We start from the raw sequence: 18,756 nt of genomic DNA on the forward strand, positions 1-18,756 counted from the left end.
CTATTTTTTTGTGGTGGATTAACACATATGCACCGCCTTTGCTTTTGCCTCCGATAGTGCTTATGGGTGACGATAACGTCATGAATACATCCCCTATTGAAAATGAGCGCAGGCTCCAAAGCATCATCAATCGCGGCATTGTCACTCAAGTTGACCATGCCGCTGCTCGTTGCCGTGTACAGATTGATGGGTTAGAGACTGACTGGTTGAAATTCACTAGCACACGCATTGGCAAAGTCAAAATTTGGAACCCGCCTTCTATTGGTGAGCAAGTATTAGTCATTAGCGAGACTGGTGAGCTATCGACAGGCCTTGTGACCACTTCATTTGATTATGATGATCAGCCAATGCCGTCTGCCAATGCCGATACTTTTGAAATACGTTGCGACGATGGCGCGACCTTTATCTACAATCATGCGACGCATAACCTAGGGGTTACTTTACCTGATGATTCCACTACTACGCTCGTTTCCAGCCGCGTGCAAATATCTGCTCGCGATGTTTCTTTTGATTGTAATAACTTTGATGTTAATTGCGAGTCCTATTCTATTGGTTGCCAGTCTTATACCTTGAACGGTCAAACGATCAATCAAAACGGCAAACTAATTATTAATGACCAACCTTATCTAGATCACAATCACAAAGGCGTTGAAACAGGCAGCGGCAGTACTGGGGGCGTCAATGCTTAATCAAGAAAACCCTACAATTACCAATATAAAAGGCATGTCACGCCAGACAGGTCTACACATAGACCAATCTAGCCATATTTTGCAAAGCGTGCGTGATATTTTGACAACACCAATCGGCAGTCGTGTCATGCGCCGTGATTACGGATCATTACTGCCATTCTTGATTGACTCTCCTATCAACTCTTTTTTCATCATGCAGCTTCGTGCATCCGTCATTCATGCGCTAATGCGGTGGGAAACTCGTGTCACGCCAACTCGCATTAAGCTGGTGACTGACGATAGTACATCACAAGGCCTTGCCAGTCTGATGATTGAGTATCGCTATGTTATTAGCAAAAAAGTTGAACGTACCTATCTGTCATTGGGCGGTGCACTATGAGTCGTATTGACTTATCTGGCCTACCTGCCCCTGATATCTTAACGCCTTTAGATTTTGAGGTAGAGCTTGCAGACCTAAAAGCCGAATTGATAGCCAAGGATCCACAGCTGGCCGACGCTTTAGATCTTGAAAGTGAACCGCTCACCAAGCTGTTACAGCTGTTCGCCTATCGGCTAATGTCCAAGACTAATCATATTAATCAAACGGCCAAATCGATGCTGCTCGCGTATAGCACTGGCACAACCCTTGATCATCTGGCAGCTGGCGTTGGTGTCACTCGTCTATTGGTTAAGCCTGGCAACCCCAATTCTGTACCACCGGTTCCAGATATTATAGAGTCTGACACTGCCCTACGCCGCCGTGTGCAACTAGAGCCTGAGCGAGCGTCTGCTGGTAGTAAAGGAGCTTATCTATTTTGGGCATTGTCTGCTGATGGTGATGTTCGTGATGCAAGCGTCGTCACAGCTTCCCCTGGTCGTGTCACTGTCTATGTCCAAAGCCATAGTGATGCTGTTGCTAGTGATGCGCTACGTGAGAGTGTCAGACAAGCTGTTGATACTGATGAGCGGCGCCCTTTTACCGATAGTGTGCGCATTTCAGCGGGTCAGCCGCAAGACTGGACGCTACAAGCCGAATTAACGCTTTATCCTGGTCCAGACAAAGATGTCGTCATTGCCACTGCTAGAGCTGAGCTTGATAAATACATCGAGCAAGTCCGCTATTTGGGCTATGACGTTACTTTGTCTGGTCTATATCACGCATTACATCAAGCGGGTGTTCAGCGCGTTAGCCTGCTACAGCCGACGGCTGATATTAGTTTGCCAGATGGCAAGTATGCCAATTGTACAGATGTGACTATCAGTGCTGTGGAGTATCGTGATGTCTAATGCGCTACTACCAAAGAATAGTACCAAGCTGGAAAAAGCATTTGATGAGCAGACGCAGCGCATTGATGCGCTGCCCGTGACTTTTGCTCGTTTGGTTGATGCTGATACCTGCCCTTTGTCTTTTTTACCTTGGCTTGCTTGGTCACGCCGTGTCGAATATTGGGATGCTCAATGGCCAGAATCTAAAAAGCGTGATGTCATCAAGGGTGCACGTGCATTTAATGCGCAACGTGGTACCAAAAGCACACTAACGCAGGCTATGAAAAATATTGGGCTAGGTCATAGCTTGCTTGCATGGCATGAGTTATCACCCAAAGGTACACCTTACACTTTTACCGTGAAAATCACTAGCGGTCGTGTGAGCGTGCAGCAGCAACAAGAGATCTATACCGCACTAGATAGCGTCAAATCAGCGCGTGATCAATTCTCTGTCGATGCAAGCGTAGTTACTACCGCGAACTTCTTTGTCGCTGGGACCTGTCGGACTGGCAATACTACTTATCTATCAACTCCAAACGCTTAGGTATTAATAATGGCTAACTATTACGTATTACTCACTGACCACGGCAAATCTTTTATTGCAAATGCACAAGCGAACTCACAACTTGCATTGACGCATGTGGTGTTGGGTGATGCAAACGATCAGCCATATCTGCCTGAATCACGATTGAATCAGACAAAGCTTGTACATCAAACAGCAAAGCTGCCTGTGGCATCTGTCAAAGTCATCAATACAACAACTGCTGAAGTATCTGCAGTTGTACCGTCCAATGTCGGTGGGTTCAATGTTCACGAGATCGGTATCACAGATAGCAGCGGCAAACTTGTCTATGTTGGTAACTTCCACGGTGGCTATCGTCCAACGCTTACCGAAGGTGCTGGCGGTGACATGGAGCTGGTAATTACGATTACTGCGGATAACCTGGCGACTGTTGTGATTGAGATGGATGGTAACGTGGTCAGCGCTACTCGTGATTGGGTGCTTGATACATTTGTTCCGCTTAGCCATTTGGGTGATAAAGATCCGCACAGCCAGTACGTACTAAAAACTGACTACAACTTGCACGTTCAACAAAACGATGACGACCACCAGGGCTTTAATAATTGGCAAGATCAGCATTTAACCACACTTAATCCTCACTCGCAGTATGCTTTATTGGATGACATGCGGGATGCACTTGACTTGATACGTCAGCGTTTAGCAGCGATAGAAGATAGTGCTGGAGTTGGTGTCCTGGTTAGCACTTTAGATGTTACTTATAGCGGATCAGTTAGTAGCAAAAACGATTTTACAGGATCTGAAACGGTCACGTTAAACGAAGCCTATGGTTTTGCATTTGATTACCCGACCTCTTTTAGCTTGTCGCCACCGATAGGTAATAGCCCTAATAGTTACTTAAAGGATATAACCATCACCCTGCCAACTGAATACGTTGAACTTGATCATAATCTATCAATCACGACCAGCAGCGGTAGTTATGCAATCAACCAAGCTAGTAAAACCATTGTCTTTAGCGTGCCCGTTACAAGCGTTCGAGATGGCGAAGGCGTCGTCACAGATAGTATGTCTGCTAAATTCCGTATTTACATCTACAACAAGTAAGGAGCCAACCATGGCATTAACAACGTACCACCACGGCATTACTGCCACCGAGACCAGCAACATCACACCGATTATCAAATCGGTCAGTATGAGCACCATTGCACTGGTGAGCATCAGTATTGATGCTGATGATGCTAAATACCCGCTTGATACCCCTGTATTGCTGACAGGCATCACGACAGATGATGTCACCAAAGCTGGCGCTAAAGATACTTTGCTCAGTCAATGCTTGCAGACAATTAAGTCTATCCAAAACACAAGCGTAGTCGTATTACGACTGTCAGAGCCTGTCGATGTCACTGCTGTTGATACGCTACTGAGCTGCCAATCTCGCCTTGGTGTGACGCCAAAGATCTTGATCGCGCCTGAGATTGATACGCCGACGATGACACGTAAGCTGGTAGAGATTGCCAAGAAGCGCCGTGGCTTTGTCTATGCGTCACCACGTATGGAAGATGGCTCTTTGATTACGGCCAAGGAAGATATTGTCGCTTACCGCGATACGTTCGCAGCTCGTGAATTGATGCTGATTGAAAACGAGTGGGGTGTGCCGGGAAAGTAGAAGCCGCCCCATCTTTACCAGATGGCGGCGGAAATGATGGCAGCGTCACTACTTGCACACCAAGTGAGGTGCCAATAAATCTAGATATACCTATCGGCACAACGGATGTTTATGCCAGATACCGTGTCAACAATGGCGAATGGTTGAACTTTCACGCCCCAGCCGAGGGTCAGAATCTGGACTTTTATTTATCAAAAATAGTACATCCATTCCCCGTTACGCAGCAGTTAGTTGGTATGCGAGATAACCAAATACGCGCAGCAGATAATAGCTTCCTATTCAGTGAAGGGGGTAATGGCTACAAGTTTGGTGATGACAATGGCCCAGATGGAGATATTAAATTTCCGTTCCCATTTTTCGTAGCTTTCAAAGGAGATACTCTTTATGGATCACCCGCTCAAGACATGGCTAGCGAAGATATATATGACTCTGAAGGCAACTTCATTGGCACTAAAGTCAGTGCACAAGTATTAGATACGACACCCGTAACGGTGGAATTTGTAACCTCAGCTGGTACAGGCTTGGATTTAGTCAAACATGCATTTGGTGGTGATATTACATTGCATGCCTGTGGATATGCCAATTGGGGTGGTATTTAAGTAATTAAAAACATCTAAGGAAAAACCATGACCCAAGTAACCCCAATCATCGCAGTGGCCGCAGCGCTACGCGCTCACCTAGACAAGACGCACCAGTATAGCTTCGTCAAGTCGCTGTCCAACGTTGCCATTGATACTGTTAGTGGTATCAAACATCCACGTACATGGGATTTAGAAGACCCAGATACTGAAGTCGGATATTTAAACGCGAATGATGTGACCAGCCTCATCCAACACAATGGCTTTCGCTTTTGGGGCAGTCATACCTGCTCTGATCAGCCTGAATATATGTTTGAGCCGGTCGTGCGTACCTCGCAATTTTTGCTCGATACCATCATCAATGGCTGCTTTCAGTTTATTGATCAACCGCTATCACCGACGACTGTGCGTGACATCATCCGCGCAATCAACGCCAAGCTTCAGGAGATGGTCAACTTCGGCTATTTAATCGGTGCAAAGTGCTGGTACAACAACGAACTAAACAGCGAGACGCTACTCATGCAAGGCAAGCTGTATCTAGATTATGACTTTACCCCAGTACCTAACCTCGAAAACTTGAACCTGAATCAGACGATCACTGATACATACCTGGTCAACTTTGCCGACTTGGTAGCAGCAGCGGCCTAATAGCCACCTGACGACCCTATTACTAAAAAGGAACCCCTATGTTACCTCGTAAATTAAAGAACTTCATGGCTTACAAAGGCCTTGGCAGTCAGAAGCGCTACCAAGGTCAGATCCCAGAGATTGAGCTGCCAAAGCTCACGCGCGTACTCGAAGAGTATCGCGCTGGCGGTATGGATATGCCGGTCAAGGTCGATCTAGGTCAAGAAGCCATGGAGATGACCATCAAATGCGGTGGTCACGAAGCAGATTTGTACCGCGACTTTGCGCGTGCTGGTATTGATAAAGTCGTATTGTCTTATTCAGGTGCCTATCAACGCGATGATGATTGTAGTGTGGCAGCTGTCGATATCTATTGCCGCGGTCGTTTAGAAGAGATCGACCCTGGTAGCGCCAAGTTAGGCGACGACACAGAAGAGTCGTTTAAGTATGCATTGGCTTATTACAAGCTGGTCGTGGACGGTGAAGACATCATTGAAATTGATGCCATGGCCATGAAATGTATCGTCAATGGCGAGGATCGACTAAAAGAAATCCGTGAAGCAATGGGACTATTCACTACGTTCTAAATTAATCATACAAATCAAGTGGCCAAACCAGACACCTATCTGATTAAAACATCTATTAAAACTTACTGATTAAGGATACACCATGAGCAACAACGTAGAAATGCCAACGATTGAGCTTGACTACCCTATCATCCGTGGCACTGGAGATAAGGCCAAAGAGATTAAAGAGTTTACCCTGCGTCGTCCAATGGGCGGCGACTTACGTGGCCAGTCACTTATTGATATAAGCATGGCCAAAGTCGATGCCATTGCTGTGGTGCTGCCTCGTATTAGTAATCCAGTTATTCACGAGCATGAAGTGCGCAGCATGGACGCGTCTGACTTGATGGACGTGGGACTAGCCATCGCGGGTTTTTTTACCAAAGCGAAGTTTCAGTCGCAAGCCGAAACCGCTCATACCCCAACCGTGTAGAAGACTGTATGGCAGATATTGCTCTGGTGTTCGGTTGGACACCAGAGTCTATGTATCACATGAGCATTGAAGAGCTGGCAGATTGGCGCGAACGCGCGCGTATTCGCAACAACCCCGATGATTAATTTGGTTCCCTCGTCTATGAGGGAACCATAAAACGGACCGATGACATGGCAGATCTAAATTTTAGAGCACAGATAGAGCTACTTGATCGTATGACGGCCCCCATGCGCTCAATCGCTAGCCAAGCAGATAGATTGGGTCGTCAGTTTGGAGAGACTGCACAAGCTGCTAAAAAGCTACAAGGTCAACAGCGCTTGATTGACAGCTTTAAGCAACAAAAACAAGCGTTAGCTGAAACCTCAGAGCAAGCGCAGCGTAGTCGAATGCGTCTGGAGCAATTAGAGCGCCAGATGCGTGATACGGCGAATCCTAGCGCCACATTGATTCGTCAGTTTGAGGCCGCTGGTCGTGAGTCACAGCGACTAAATACTCGCTTGGATAGCCAACGGCAGCACTTGCAGCAGTTACGGGGCCGTTTATCAGACGCAGGCATCAGCACCAGTAACTTATCCAGTCATGAGCGTGAGCTTGCACGGAATATTGAGCGCACCAATCAGCAGTTAGCAGAGCAGCGGCGGCGTATGAACGAGGTTCGGCGGCTGGAACGGCAATCACAGAATATGAGTAGTATGCGTGGTAATGCGATTGGCCTTGCAGCTGGTGGCGCCGCAGCCACTTATGCTGGCGCTCGTTTTATTCAGCCTGGATTAGACCTTGAAACCAACTTAAGTAAAGTTCAAGCGGTAACACGTTTAGACAAAAACAGCCCTCAATACCAAGCGCTGGTAGAACAAGCCAAGGAGCTGGGCGCGTCGACTCAGTTCACTTCAGCCGATGCCGCGGCTGGACAGACGTTCTTAGCGATGGCTGGTTTTACTCCTGAATCTGTGAAAGCCGCTATGCCGGGGATGCTTGATCTTGCTTTAGCAGGTGGCATGGAGTTAGACCGAACAGCTGATATCGCGTCAAATATTCTTTCAGGCATGAAGCTTGATCCCGCCAAGATGAGTCAACTAGGCGATGTGTTAGCAGGTACTTTTACTCGATCCAATACCAGCATTGAAATGCTTGGCGAAACCATGAAGTACGCCGCACCGAATGCTGCACTAATGGGTGTGTCATTAGAACAATCAGCAGCAATGGCAGCTAAGCTTGGCGACAATGGCATTCAGGCAAGTATGGCCGGTACAGCTATGCGGGCTATTATGTCTAGAATGGCATCAGGCCCAAAAGCGACCATAGAGGCATTTGAAAGACTGGGCGTCAAAACCTCCGATGCAAATGGCAACCTGCGCCAAATGCCAGATATATTAAAAGAGATTCATGACAAGACCAAGAAATTAGGCAATACAGAGCAAGCTGAGTTATTCAAGGATATTGCAGGAGAGGAAGCCGGTGGTGCTTTAGCCATTCTCGTTGATCAAGCTGGTAGCGGTGCGCTACAAAATCTCATTGGTGAGTTACAAAACGCCCAAGGCGAAGCTGGTAACTTGGCAAACACCATGAGCGACAATACCGTTGGTGACTTCAAGTCAATGACATCGGCGATTGACGCCCTTAGAACCTCCATCTTTGATGCCAATGGTGGCGCGCTTCGTGAGTTTATTCAAACGATAACTTCCATGACTCAACGCATGACCGCTTTTGCTAATGCCAATCCTGAATTAATGTCAGTTTTAGGCAAATTATTTGCGACCTTAGCCATTGGTGCCGTCATCATTGGTGGATTGGGTGCTGTGATGCTGACCATATTAGGGCCTATGGCATTATTAAGAGCATCATTGGTTACGCTAGGGCTACCCACAACTCTAACGCCATTATCAATGTTGGCTAAATCATTTGGCATGATTGGCGGTGCTGTCAAAGCATTGACGCTCACGCTAATGGCCAATCCCATTTTGGCACTATGCCTAGCATTAGCAGTACTGGCTTTTACCATTTATAAGAACTGGGATACGTTAGGCCCTATGTTTGCCGCGCTATGGGAGCGCATCAAAGCCATATTTAATATGGGGATTCAGGCACTCAAGTCCTTCATCATGAACTTTACGCCAGTTGGTCTATTTATCCGTGCATTCGCTGCTGTCTGGCCTTACCTATCTAGTCTTGGCGCGAAGTTTAAACAGTACGGCATGAACATGCTTGAGGGGCTAAAAAACGGCATTTTAGGCAAAGCTCAAGCAGTTGTTAGCTCAATCAGCAACGTCGTCGGTCGTATCAAGGGCGCATTTACTGGCTCAAAAGGTATGGATATCCATAGCCCCAGCCGTGTGTTTGACAGCTATGGCGGCTATATGATGCAAGGCTTGGGACGTGGCATATTATCCAATGCTGGTATTCCCGTTAGCGCTACCAAATCCATCGCTGGCCAAATCAATGACTATGCGCCCATCAGCATCGACAGCCGCAAGTCTATCTTACCGCCTCGCGGCCAGTCTAGTATCGCAATGATGGGCGGTATGAGTAGTGGCAATATTACCATCAACATCAATGGCGCAACCGATCCGCAAGCCGTGGCGCGTGAAGTCCAGCGCGTATTGGCTGGTGAGCAACGCAACCAAATGGCGCGTCAACGTAGCCGCTTTTCTGATATTGATTAAATAAGGATCAACCATGTTAGCCAGTTTAGGGTTATTCGTATTTGAGACCACCAGTGCCGCCTTTGAAGAGGTTTCGCGTAAGTCAAACTACCGATTTGGTACTGGCAACGCTGTCGGTACCAGGCCGCATATGCAGTATATTGGTCAAGATAATGACGATATATCGCTATCAGGCACACTATATCCAGAGATCACCAACGGTATTTTGTCGTTAGATGAATTACGTGACATGGCCGCGACTGGCAAAACCTATGCCTTGATGAACGGCAATGGTTACTACTACGGCATGTGCTATATCACTGACATCAGTGAAACCCAATCTCACTTACTGGACGACGGTACAGCCCGTAAGATTGACTTTAGCCTATCACTGAAGCTTGCTGATGACAGCGAGCGTGAGCAAGTGGCCATCTTAGACCAGGATCGAGCAGAGACATCTTAAAATTACCGACACCCCTGTAAGGTTCGCACTAGCAGCTCAGTAAAGATATATTTCATTGACAGATTAAATCAATGTGATATAGGAAAAATTTACATGAGCACATTCAGTATCGGCTTGGATGGCATCAGCTTGAATGGTATAGAAGAAATTCCAACGAGTAATTTGGTATTGATAATTATTGCCATATTAGTAGGAGTAATTATTTGGAAGCTGCCTGACATCCTAAAGCAATGGCGTAAACTTAAATAAGAAAGCATAGTATGAATCTATTCAAACTCACAATCGAAGGTATTGATCGCACAGCGCAGGTTGAGAAGCGTCTGATTAATCTCTCAATGACAGACAAGCGTGGTACTGAAGCAGATGAGCTATCACTGACACTATCTGATCATGACGCGGCGCTGCCCTTGCCCACTAAAGGTAATAAGATACGATTATGGCTAGCGAAGCCAGACACGGGCGATATGATTGATAAAGGCACATTTGTCATTGATGATGCCGAGCATAGCGGCACACCAGACCAGCTACAGATCCGCGCCAAGTCAGCGGACTTTAAATCATCATTGAAGGTAAAGCGCTCAAACAGTTATCATCAGCATAAACTTGGCGAAATAGCACAAACAGTGGCAAAACGTCACGACTTGGTACTGGCCATTGATGCTACGGTAGCAGCGATGATGATTGACCATATCGACCAGCACCGTGAGAGCGACATCAATTTACTGACCAGGCTTTGCGAGGATCATGAGTTGATGTGTACGATCAAGGCGGGTCGATTGATTATCAAGCCGATTGGTAATGCCAGATCACCTTCAGGGGCGACATTGGATACAGTCACCATCACTCGTCAGTCTGGCGACAGTCATCGCTATAGTCGTACCGATCGTACCAGCGACTATGACGAAACGACCGCGAGCTATCATGATGATAAATCTGGTAAGACCAAGCATATCAGCGTTAAAGATGGCAAATCTAAACCACTAGACACCCTACCCAGCGCTAAAGCTCATGTACTGACCAAACCTGCCAAATCAAAAAATGAAGCGGTATCCAAGGCAAAAGCGAGCGCCAATAAAAAAGCCCGCCAGATGGCGAGCTTTGAACTGACGTTAGCAACTGCGCGTCCTGATATCATCGCTGACAGTCCAGTGACGGTCAGTGGCTTCAGACCATATATTGATGCTCACGCTTGGACAGCTGTTGAGATTAGCCATGATTTATCAGGTAGTGGGTATCAGACTAGGGTTAAGTGTGAGGCTGGAATATAAATAAAAAAAACTGTCTCCCTGCTCGAGTTTTTCGAAGAGTTAGTGTATCATTCTAACGTAGAGGAGATATGTGATGAATATTGAAGCGGTTGACTTATTTTGTGGCGTAGGCGGTCTTACGGCAGGTCTTATTAAATCTGGTGTGCAGGTAAAAGCTGGCTATGATATAGAACCTTCTTGCCAGTATGGCTATGAGTATAATAATAAGGCTAGCTTTGTTCTCAAAGACGTGGCTGATGTCACAGCGGATGAAATTAACAGTTGGTACTCACAAGGCGCTGTTCGCCTACTAGCAGGTTGCGCGCCATGCCAACCTTTTTCGACTTACAATCAAGGTAAAGACACCACTTTAGATAAAAAGTGGCCATTACTTTATCACTTCATGAGATTGATCGAAGAAGTTCGCCCTGAGCTAGTAACCATGGAAAATGTTCCTGATGTCACTAAGCATAAGGTATATCATGACTTTGTATCCAAGCTTGAAGAGTTAGGATATACCGTATCTGCCAATAAGGTTGATTGTGTACAGTATGGTATCCCACAGACGCGCAAACGGCATGTTCTGTTAGCTAGCTTAATATCAAAAAATATTAAACTGATACCACCAACACATGATAAGCCTGTAACAGTGCGAGAGGTCATCAAAAACTTACCCGTATTGTATGCTGGCAAACAGAGCCAAAAAGATGCGCTCCATATATGTTCAAAATTAAGTGAGTTAAATATGAAGCGGATAAAAGCATCTAAACCAGGCGGCACATGGAAAGATTGGCCTAAAGAATTATTAGCAGCTTGTCACACTAAAGATTCAGGCAAGTCTTATAGTGGTGTCTATGGTCGTATGGAGTGGGACAAACCTGCGCCAACAATGACGACTCAATGCTTTGGCTTTGGTAATGGGCGCTTTGGCCATCCTTCACAGCATCGAGCCATATCACTAAGAGAGGCAGCAATCTTCCAGACGTTTCCAGAAGACTACCAGTTTTGTAAAGATGATTTTCACATTAAATCTATTGGTAAGATGATTGGAAATGCAGTTCCTGTCAGACTAGGCGAAGTTGTTGGGATTAGCTTATTAAGGAGCGCGTAGGTATTTTTGACGGGTTAAAAAGTTATTTAACCCGTTAAACACACCCATCAATACAGCCTCAACGCTTTGCAGGTTATCATCAATAGAATCAATGGGCATATTCTGCCCACATTGTGCGAAAGACTCTGAGCCATGAGCTAGGGAGTTACGCTTTTTCCTGATATCCTCTATTTTATCTGGATTCCAGAGTAAAGGTTGACTATCAATCTTATATGGTGAAATTCTGATGTCATATTTCTTACAATATTCATCTATTACTCCACAGTCAATATTTCCACTAAAAAGTTTCTTTTTATCGTATCCTAAATCAAATATTCTATCTCGGATATCTGCATTATCTCTAGAAAACTCTGAAACCTTTTCATTAGTTAAACCCTTACTGAAGGACTGTAAAATCACCTTATGCAGTTTTTCTGAAAGTTCTAGTAAATTACGATTTTCATCTCGTATAGTCTCATGTATAGCATTAATAGACTCACTCATTGTTGACTCCATTAAGTTATAGAGTAAGAGGTATGTTGAAGCTCTTAATGTCTTTTGTAACTCCCTATCTATCTTATGACATGCGAAATCACTTCTTGTAGGTGTTCTAGTCGATTGAGGTTCAACGGTAAGAACATTTATCCAATTAAAATTGTCTGTTTCCGTTCTCTGCTGTAAAGGATCTACAACTCTTCTCTGTATAGGAAAAAGTGAATTCAAATTAAATGAAGAGTTTAATTCATCATCTATATATTTTTCAATGTATCTTTCTTCTGATACCACTGGAGAAGATATATCAGCTAGTTTTTTTACAAAAACAACATAGTTTTTTACTTCCTGTAATCTTGTTTGGAAATTTTCATAAGCGAACTGAAGATTCGCATTACTAATTTGCATCTACTCCACCTCATCCTCTAAATTCACTTCATCACCCAACAGCTTATTTTTTACAAACTCTATTCGCTTCTTAATTTTTGGTCTAGAGTTACTAGCATCTGAACGTATCATTGCTAAAAAATCAGGGTCTTCATACGCCCAGTAATTATCAGTTGGAGAAATGCTAGAGTCCTCCGAAAGTGCTAAGCTTGCCCCAACAGACATAGCTTCAAAACGAATCCTAGATACGGCCTTTGAAGTAGCAGACTTCCTGAATCCATTTGGGAAATAATCACGAACAAAATGCAGCATCTCTATAAACTGGGTTTCTAGACTGTTCTCTGTAGCTTCAGTAAAAGATTCGTCCATATCATTGATGTAATCATCTAAAAAACCAAGAACACTATTATCTGTTGTTCCATCATTCCTTCTACCAAACTCTAGGTATCTGTCTCTATAAGCGAAAAACCGTAAAACGTATTCTGTTCTTTCACGCCTTTTCTCCTTAGATGCAGGCATTGGGGTCATAGTCATAAATAGGTCGTCGCTCGCAAGACGTCTGATAAAGTCTATAAAACGACTATTTTTTGTTCCTATCCACTTCTCCATATCTGTAAGCTTAGTGCCTCCACTATTTAAGCGATCAAACATTAAACGTCTTGCATCTTCATCAACATCTTTAAGCTCAATCATCCTTATAGTACTACGATTAAAACGTCTTTGTCGTACAGGAGGTAAATCACTAAATAAGCTGCCTTCTAAAATTTTCAATCGTTCCATACCAGTTAAAGACAGATGATCGTTTAAATATGCATAAATGGTTTGGATTCTTTGTGCTCCGTCAATGACCTCTACATTGCCTTCAGTATATGGATCTTCATCTTCATCAATATCGGCAACGAATAGATAAGGAATAGGCAAACCTATAAGTAAAGACTCAATAAACAGAGATTTTTGTTTGTCAGACCAGACAAACTCTCTCTGATAATCAGGTATAAATATTTCAGGATCTTTTTGCGATGGGTTGAATTTCATAGCAATAACTTCAATCGGATATTCTCTAATATCAAAGTCAAATTGCTTTTGATTATCTCTAATTTCTCTTTCAGTTTCTGCAAAGTCTAATCTACTGAAAAGTTGATTTTGGTATCCCATGCCTCTACTGCCCTTTACATACGAAAATTGTTTTTTTTACAAAACAAAAGCGTATCACTATGACACGCTTTCATCAATAAATATCTAACTTTTGTCAGTCCCAGTCTACTGCTTCACGATAGACACCCCATCCAAATGGTAAGTCTGTAACCAACGTAGCATGTTGCAAGAAGTGCTCAAGCCAAAGCGTCATCCATATATTATTTTGTAAATTCATAATATTTTCTAACTTTTTAAGTCTATATGAATGAAGCAAATTCCATTATTGCATTGGCCGGTAGCTGGATGCCCACCTACTGGTTTACTACGGTATTTACCACCATTTGACAAGTACATAACAGCATCCGCACCCTCACGACCTGCCATAGCTCTAGCCAATTTATAAGCATCTTTTAAACTTTGTTGGCTATATTCAGTAGTTTTAGGTTCGTCTGAATACATATACCAGTTTAACGAGATATTGTTTGGACTATGAGAAAACCAAGCGGATAGAGGGCTTTCGTCATTCATGATGTACAGTTTTTTAGGCTCACCTTCAGTATCGACAGAGTCTTCCACTTCGGCCGGTTCTAACCCTGCACTAGCCAAAATAGCTTTCCCATCGAGCATGCCCACAGTTTCAACAGGCTCGCTTAAATCATCTTGATACCATAGAACTTTGTTCTCTGCCGTTGAATTATCTTCAGGCGCTTTAACCTCAATTGCCCCATTCTCATGCGTCTCATACTCATCTGATGCAAGTCCAGCATTAGCAGCTGCTTCATCGACATCAATAACTTGTGGTTCAGGCTCGCTACAACCAAACATGCCTAATGACAACAACCCTATATAAAAGCCCGCTTTTAAGCTAGACATAGTTACTTACTCCCTTCCTCATGCAGACCTTTCTTAATAAACAAACGAACAAACTCAACAAACTCTTCTTTAGTTAATCCAGTTCCATCAAACAACTCATCACTTATAGTATGACGAACACCACTATCATAGCCAGGAATGTAGCCAGGGAAATAAGCCTCGTTTATAGCAAAGCTAGATTCAAGCCGAGCAACGATATCAGCGTTCATTGAACGGTTATGGGCTTTCGCCGATTCTTTTATTTTATCTCGAAGTTCTTCAGAGAGTCTAAGCTTGTACTGAGGCTCAGTTTGAGTAGTCATTTATTTTCCTTCAAGTACCTACTAGGTGTTGACATGTGTATTTTAAAAGAATAAAGTACCTAACGTACCTAGTAGGTACGTTAATGAACCTTTAAGGTTTAAACATATTACCATGGCTAAAAAGGAATAAGAAATGGCAAATGCTAGAAAACAAACCATTGATTACAAGCTTAAGCTTGACCCTAAACTTCATCACTGGCTAAAAGCTCACGCCGCCGAAAACTACCGCACGTTATCAGCCGAAATCACCATGCATCTGGACAAAGCATATAAAGCTGCACAAGAGGAAAGTAACGATGATAAGTAGTCCCAACACCACCCAGCAGATTAACACCTATATCCGCAATCAGCAGCTTATCCATGCTCACTTGCATTTATTACAGGCATTAAAAAAGGCAGACCACTCCCGCCAAGAAGTTTCTGCCTTCACTACAAAAGCAATTAACTTGATTAAAGTTAACTCTTTTAACCAATCAGCTCAAGGAGCTAATTAGTATGTCACATTATAACACAACAAATAAAGCGAACAACGAAGTCATGGCAATGTCATTTAATGGCCACACCCTACAGTCTATCATCAAGGACGGCCAGATTTGGATGACCGCCAGTGATTTAGCAAAAGCGTTAAGTTATAAAAACTCAAAGTCGGTCACTAATCTATTTAATGCAAACTCAAGCGAGTTTACTTCAGGCATGACAATGGTCACTGAATCAGTGACCAATGGAATAAATGGTAGTAAACGCAAAATGGCGATAAGAATATTTTCCTTACGAGGCTGCCACCTAATCGCCATGTTTGCCCGTACCAAAGTCGCCAAAGACTTCCGCAAGTGGGTACTTGATATCCTAGACCGTGAGGTCAGCACACCAGCTATCGAGCAGCCACCCGCTATCACCGATGCCGATTGGGTGCGCTACTCCCGCTCGATGACCATTCCCGAGATGGCACAGCTTACAGGCCATACCGAGCAGCAAGTCATTAACGCCTTACATAAGGTACTGGGCAGTAAAGTACCCACTACCAGTCCAGCCCCAGTCATGACGCCTGAGATGCAATACGCCCTTGACCAGTTTTGGGGCTTTATCGCCACTCAAGACATCAAAGCGCTCAACCACAGTCACAAGCCACATGAGTTAGCGATTAGCATTCCCGAGGTTTATGAGTTAGCAGAGCCGTGGCAGCTACCAGACACCAGCCTGTTATATAAGGCGCTACGCCTGAGCACGACGCCGCGCTTCTATCGTGCCAATGCTGTCATAGCGAGCGAGCGAACCAATAGATCGCGCCGTGTTTGGATATTCATCAAATCGTTTGGCCAAACCGCCATTGCAAAAGTATAAAGGGTACTATCATGACTACTCAATCAAATAAAAGTCTACGTGACTACACAATGAAAGCCGACATCAGCCAACATCACGAGCGCATCATACGCAATTTATTTAATGCGCTATTTGTCGAGCAGCAAGAAGGTCACGTCATAGACCACACCCCTAATATTAGTGATATTATGACGCTCGACTTAAATCAAATTCAGTGGTTACTGATAAAGCGCCGCGAAGGCGATTACAGCCAAGACGATATTCTTGACGCACTAAAAGGCTTAGAGTTTCCAAAACTGCTGTTCAACGGAACCATTAGCACATACTCTGATTTTAATGGCAAACAGATTAACGCCATCCGCTTGGACTATAGTCAACCAGCAAAGACTGACGAGCTGGCCGAAGAGCTGGCTCAGATTGACCTTGGAGAAGCGCTGGCAGATGAAATTGACAAATGCGATGCCGGTCGGCGATGGATGGAGCAGCAAGACACCATCCAATCGCTACGTTCCGTCATCGTTGATATGGCGGAGACACTACATGTCGCAGATCCCAATGCTCGTATCAGTATGACCAGTAGCGATTTGCTGGATTTGATAAACAGTCAAAACGACATGTCAGACAATGCATTCTAATAACTTAATAGCAGTAAAAAAACCAGTCTTAGCGGACTGGTTTTTTATTCATCTGGATTATTTGGAGGACTTGCTTTAAAGATATTGAACAAACTATCAGGGGACTGACCCAATACAAATATTATAGCAACAGCTGCTGATAGAGCTACCATCAGCACTCCTCCTATAGTTTTATCAAAAGCAAACAGGATTACGGCACAGCCAACCATAATAACTATTAATACCGCTGTTAGATTTATTTTCTTGTTGGTTAGTTCAGTTTGCTCTCTGCTCATTTCGATATTTCTATCATTGAGCCTGATATGCTCGCCTTGCAAACGTTCTTGAACTTGATGAGTAAAGGCCTGCTCAAGCTCCCCCATGGATAGTATCCTATCAATGGCTCCGGGATAAGCTTCTTCGAGCTGTGCCATTTCTTTTGCAGGCATAATGGGGTTATTGATATTGAACTGCGCATTTTGAATGGAGTTCTGCATAGAGCCTTGAGTTAAAGCATCTGGACTTTCATCGCTAAAAGACGCTTCAACCTGACTATCGGGAGAATAATCAGGTTGATCATTGTCTTTATGCTTGGCGGCATCATCGACATGCTCTGTAGCTTTCGGATCTCTATCCATAGGAGTTTTCCAGCTCTCTTTTATATGCTTCAACAGAACGATTCAACTGTTGAGCTACGCTTTCAAAATACTGCTTACTACCTGGCGAATAATTGCTGGGTTTTGCTCTTAGATAATTAGGCGTAATCCAACCACCAGCCACGCCATCTTGTATACCAAACGCGGCTGCATTTCTTGACTGCGTGATATGACGGTTGTTTTTGGCTTGAGTTTTCATATTTACTTCTCCCTTTCTACATATACAAATGCTTTTAAGTACTGCCTCGCACGGAGACAATACTTGGTTACTCATCTATATGTTATATAAACGATCTTTCAGGAATGAAGATTGTTTATAGTCGAAGTGTAGCACATTGCTATATCGCGAATCTATCGAGATATGTATGTAAACATAATACTCGCCGAAATGTCAGCTTACCACTTATATCTATACAGTCAATTGACGCTATCAAGCAGACCTAAGCCGAGCTGCCCTAATGTCTTGTAATCGTAGTCCTCGTTAGCACTTGCCCCAGCTTGCACCAATGCTTCTTCTGCATGATACATCGCCGTCAGCAGCCTATCCGATGGATTATCTAAGTCCATAATTTCAGGTAGATGTACCAGGCGCTGGTGATAGCTTGGTGCACCACTATGTCTTTTTACATCCAGAGCAATATCTTCCAAACGCTGACCTGTCAAGACATACATCACATCAAAACCCATATCCCATAGCTTTTTAAGCAAAGACGAGGGCATATCACGCTTGCCTGTTTCATAGTTTTTATATGTGGTTTGAGCAATCTTAATAGTCGGATCCTCATAGACTTCAACTGCCATCAACCCCAAACGCTGACGCTCAGACTCTAATCGCGTCCCCATGTTCAAAAATTCCACAACCCATCTCCTATATTTTCATTTGAATGTATAATATGATTGCAAATACGTTCATTTGAATGTATTATTAAACCGTACCAAGATAACACGCTTTCATTTAACTATAGGATACCACCAAATGACCCAAACAACATTACAAGCAACGCCTAAGGGAGAGTTAACTCACCTAAAACAGGGCAAACGCAAATCATTGCAATTGCGACTAACGCCAAGCGAACACAAAGAGCTGATGCAGACAGCCAAGCGTGAGCATCGCTCTATGAGCTTTGTCGCGCTTCGCCGCTATCAAAACGGACGCCAATTAGAAAGATAAGGCGAGCAAACCAAACCAAATCCAGAAGGAAACCAAAC

General features: G+C 44.1%; 27 protein-coding genes. 20 read left to right on the forward strand and 7 right to left on the reverse strand.

Annotated features, from left to right (window positions below; translation table 11 throughout):
- Window positions 1–80 precede the first annotated feature (80 nt).
- The 15 genes from R0I52_RS00170 (at window position 81) to R0I52_RS00240 (ending at window position 11,787) form a co-directional block, all read left to right on the forward strand.
- Entirely contained in the window at window positions 81–689 is a 609-nt protein-coding gene (locus tag R0I52_RS00170) for a phage baseplate assembly protein V (protein ID WP_317052645.1), read from the forward strand.
- The gene (locus R0I52_RS00175) at window positions 682–1,068 is read left to right on the forward strand and encodes a GPW/gp25 family protein (protein WP_317052646.1); all 387 of its coding nucleotides are present in this window, start codon (window positions 682–684) and stop codon (window positions 1,066–1,068) included. Before R0I52_RS00170 ends, R0I52_RS00175 begins: the two co-directional genes overlap by 8 nt.
- Window positions 1,065–1,955 (forward strand): baseplate J/gp47 family protein, encoded by an 891-nt coding sequence (locus R0I52_RS00180; protein ID WP_317052647.1) that lies wholly within the window; start codon window positions 1,065–1,067, stop codon window positions 1,953–1,955. The genes R0I52_RS00175 and R0I52_RS00180 overlap by 4 nt, the downstream gene beginning before the upstream one ends.
- Complete coding sequence (locus R0I52_RS00185) at window positions 1,948–2,478, forward strand: phage tail protein I (RefSeq protein ID WP_317052648.1); 531 nt, start codon at window positions 1,948–1,950, stop codon at window positions 2,476–2,478. Before R0I52_RS00180 ends, R0I52_RS00185 begins: the two co-directional genes overlap by 8 nt.
- Before the next feature lie 9 nt (window positions 2,479–2,487).
- Entirely contained in the window at window positions 2,488–3,558 is a 1,071-nt protein-coding gene (locus R0I52_RS00190) for a phage tail protein (RefSeq protein ID WP_317052649.1), read from the forward strand.
- 10 nt (window positions 3,559–3,568) lie between these two features.
- Window positions 3,569–4,120, forward strand: coding sequence for a hypothetical protein (locus tag R0I52_RS00195; protein ID WP_317052650.1), 552 nt, complete (start codon window positions 3,569–3,571; stop codon window positions 4,118–4,120).
- Entirely contained in the window at window positions 4,099–4,719 is a 621-nt protein-coding gene (locus R0I52_RS00200; RefSeq protein WP_317052651.1) for a hypothetical protein, read from the forward strand. Before R0I52_RS00195 ends, R0I52_RS00200 begins: the two co-directional genes overlap by 22 nt.
- A gap of 27 nt (window positions 4,720–4,746) precedes the next feature.
- Entirely contained in the window at window positions 4,747–5,346 is a 600-nt protein-coding gene (locus R0I52_RS00205) for a phage tail sheath C-terminal domain-containing protein (protein ID WP_317052652.1), read from the forward strand.
- A gap of 38 nt (window positions 5,347–5,384) precedes the next feature.
- On the forward strand, window positions 5,385–5,912 hold the full coding sequence (locus R0I52_RS00210) for a phage major tail tube protein (protein WP_201585230.1): 528 nt from the start codon (window positions 5,385–5,387) through the stop codon (window positions 5,910–5,912).
- 82 nt (window positions 5,913–5,994) lie between these two features.
- The gene (locus tag R0I52_RS00215; RefSeq protein ID WP_317052653.1) at window positions 5,995–6,324 is read left to right on the forward strand and encodes a phage tail assembly protein; all 330 of its coding nucleotides are present in this window, start codon (window positions 5,995–5,997) and stop codon (window positions 6,322–6,324) included.
- A gap of 8 nt (window positions 6,325–6,332) precedes the next feature.
- Window positions 6,333–6,449: a GpE family phage tail protein gene (locus R0I52_RS00220; protein WP_093071355.1), complete on the forward strand. Its 117-nt coding sequence runs from the start codon at window positions 6,333–6,335 to the stop codon at window positions 6,447–6,449.
- Between the two features lie 45 nt (window positions 6,450–6,494).
- Window positions 6,495–8,987, forward strand: a complete 2,493-nt coding sequence (locus tag R0I52_RS00225; RefSeq protein ID WP_317052654.1) for a phage tail tape measure protein — start codon at window positions 6,495–6,497, stop codon at window positions 8,985–8,987.
- A 13-nt stretch (window positions 8,988–9,000) separates the two neighbouring features.
- Window positions 9,001–9,429: a phage tail protein gene (locus tag R0I52_RS00230; protein WP_317052655.1), complete on the forward strand. Its 429-nt coding sequence runs from the start codon at window positions 9,001–9,003 to the stop codon at window positions 9,427–9,429.
- A gap of 260 nt (window positions 9,430–9,689) precedes the next feature.
- The gene (locus R0I52_RS00235) at window positions 9,690–10,697 is read left to right on the forward strand and encodes a contractile injection system protein, VgrG/Pvc8 family (protein ID WP_317052656.1); all 1,008 of its coding nucleotides are present in this window, start codon (window positions 9,690–9,692) and stop codon (window positions 10,695–10,697) included.
- 73 nt (window positions 10,698–10,770) lie between these two features.
- Window positions 10,771–11,787: a DNA cytosine methyltransferase gene (locus R0I52_RS00240; RefSeq protein WP_317052657.1), complete on the forward strand. Its 1,017-nt coding sequence runs from the start codon at window positions 10,771–10,773 to the stop codon at window positions 11,785–11,787.
- On the opposite strand, the gene R0I52_RS00245 is transcribed toward R0I52_RS00240, so the two are convergent.
- The 4 genes from R0I52_RS00245 to R0I52_RS00260 form a co-directional block, all read right to left on the reverse strand.
- A complete protein-coding gene (locus tag R0I52_RS00245) occupies window positions 11,773–12,666 on the reverse strand; it encodes an MAE_28990/MAE_18760 family HEPN-like nuclease (RefSeq protein WP_317052658.1) in 894 nt (297 codons plus the stop codon). The two genes, R0I52_RS00240 and R0I52_RS00245, sit on opposite strands and share 15 nt — an antisense overlap.
- Window positions 12,667–13,800 (reverse strand): DUF262 domain-containing protein, encoded by a 1,134-nt coding sequence (locus R0I52_RS00250; RefSeq protein ID WP_317052659.1) that lies wholly within the window; start codon window positions 13,798–13,800, stop codon window positions 12,667–12,669.
- A gap of 225 nt (window positions 13,801–14,025) precedes the next feature.
- The gene (locus R0I52_RS00255; protein ID WP_317052660.1) at window positions 14,026–14,655 is read right to left on the reverse strand and encodes a hypothetical protein; all 630 of its coding nucleotides are present in this window, start codon (window positions 14,653–14,655) and stop codon (window positions 14,026–14,028) included.
- 2 nt (window positions 14,656–14,657) lie between these two features.
- Window positions 14,658–14,957, reverse strand: a complete 300-nt coding sequence (locus R0I52_RS00260) for an Arc family DNA-binding protein (protein ID WP_317052661.1) — start codon at window positions 14,955–14,957, stop codon at window positions 14,658–14,660.
- 133 nt (window positions 14,958–15,090) lie between these two features.
- On the opposite strand from R0I52_RS00260, the gene R0I52_RS00265 reads away from it, so the two are divergent.
- Genes R0I52_RS00265 through R0I52_RS00280 form a run of 4 tightly spaced genes read left to right on the forward strand, consistent with a single transcriptional unit; the run spans window position 15,091 to window position 16,912 of the window.
- Window positions 15,091–15,264 carry a hypothetical protein gene (locus tag R0I52_RS00265; RefSeq protein WP_317052662.1) on the forward strand — a complete coding sequence of 58 codons (174 nt, stop codon included), beginning with the start codon at window positions 15,091–15,093 and terminating at the stop codon, window positions 15,262–15,264.
- Window positions 15,254–15,451, forward strand: a complete 198-nt coding sequence (locus tag R0I52_RS00270; RefSeq protein ID WP_317052663.1) for a hypothetical protein — start codon at window positions 15,254–15,256, stop codon at window positions 15,449–15,451. Before R0I52_RS00265 ends, R0I52_RS00270 begins: the two co-directional genes overlap by 11 nt.
- A gap of 1 nt (window position 15,452) precedes the next feature.
- Window positions 15,453–16,298: a Bro-N domain-containing protein gene (locus R0I52_RS00275; RefSeq protein ID WP_317052664.1), complete on the forward strand. Its 846-nt coding sequence runs from the start codon at window positions 15,453–15,455 to the stop codon at window positions 16,296–16,298.
- An 11-nt stretch (window positions 16,299–16,309) separates the two neighbouring features.
- Window positions 16,310–16,912 (forward strand): hypothetical protein, encoded by a 603-nt coding sequence (locus R0I52_RS00280; RefSeq protein WP_317052665.1) that lies wholly within the window; start codon window positions 16,310–16,312, stop codon window positions 16,910–16,912.
- A gap of 44 nt (window positions 16,913–16,956) precedes the next feature.
- Here R0I52_RS00280 and R0I52_RS00285 read toward each other — a convergent pair whose 3' ends face one another.
- The 3 genes from R0I52_RS00285 to R0I52_RS00295 form a co-directional block, all read right to left on the reverse strand.
- Window positions 16,957–17,529: a DUF2335 domain-containing protein gene (locus R0I52_RS00285; protein ID WP_317052666.1), complete on the reverse strand. Its 573-nt coding sequence runs from the start codon at window positions 17,527–17,529 to the stop codon at window positions 16,957–16,959.
- Window positions 17,522–17,746 (reverse strand): hypothetical protein, encoded by a 225-nt coding sequence (locus tag R0I52_RS00290; RefSeq protein WP_317052667.1) that lies wholly within the window; start codon window positions 17,744–17,746, stop codon window positions 17,522–17,524. The genes R0I52_RS00285 and R0I52_RS00290 overlap by 8 nt, the downstream gene beginning before the upstream one ends.
- Before the next feature lie 218 nt (window positions 17,747–17,964).
- Window positions 17,965–18,405, reverse strand: coding sequence for a helix-turn-helix transcriptional regulator (locus R0I52_RS00295; RefSeq protein ID WP_317052668.1), 441 nt, complete (start codon window positions 18,403–18,405; stop codon window positions 17,965–17,967).
- 118 nt (window positions 18,406–18,523) lie between these two features.
- Here R0I52_RS00295 and R0I52_RS00300 point away from each other — a divergent pair, with 118 nt between their 5' ends.
- Window positions 18,524–18,718, forward strand: a complete 195-nt coding sequence (locus tag R0I52_RS00300; protein ID WP_317052669.1) for a hypothetical protein — start codon at window positions 18,524–18,526, stop codon at window positions 18,716–18,718.
- Window positions 18,719–18,756 lie beyond the last annotated feature (38 nt).

This window comes from Psychrobacter sp. CAM01, assembly GCF_032842965.1.
Taxonomy (GTDB): domain Bacteria; phylum Pseudomonadota; class Gammaproteobacteria; order Pseudomonadales; family Moraxellaceae; genus Psychrobacter; species Psychrobacter celer.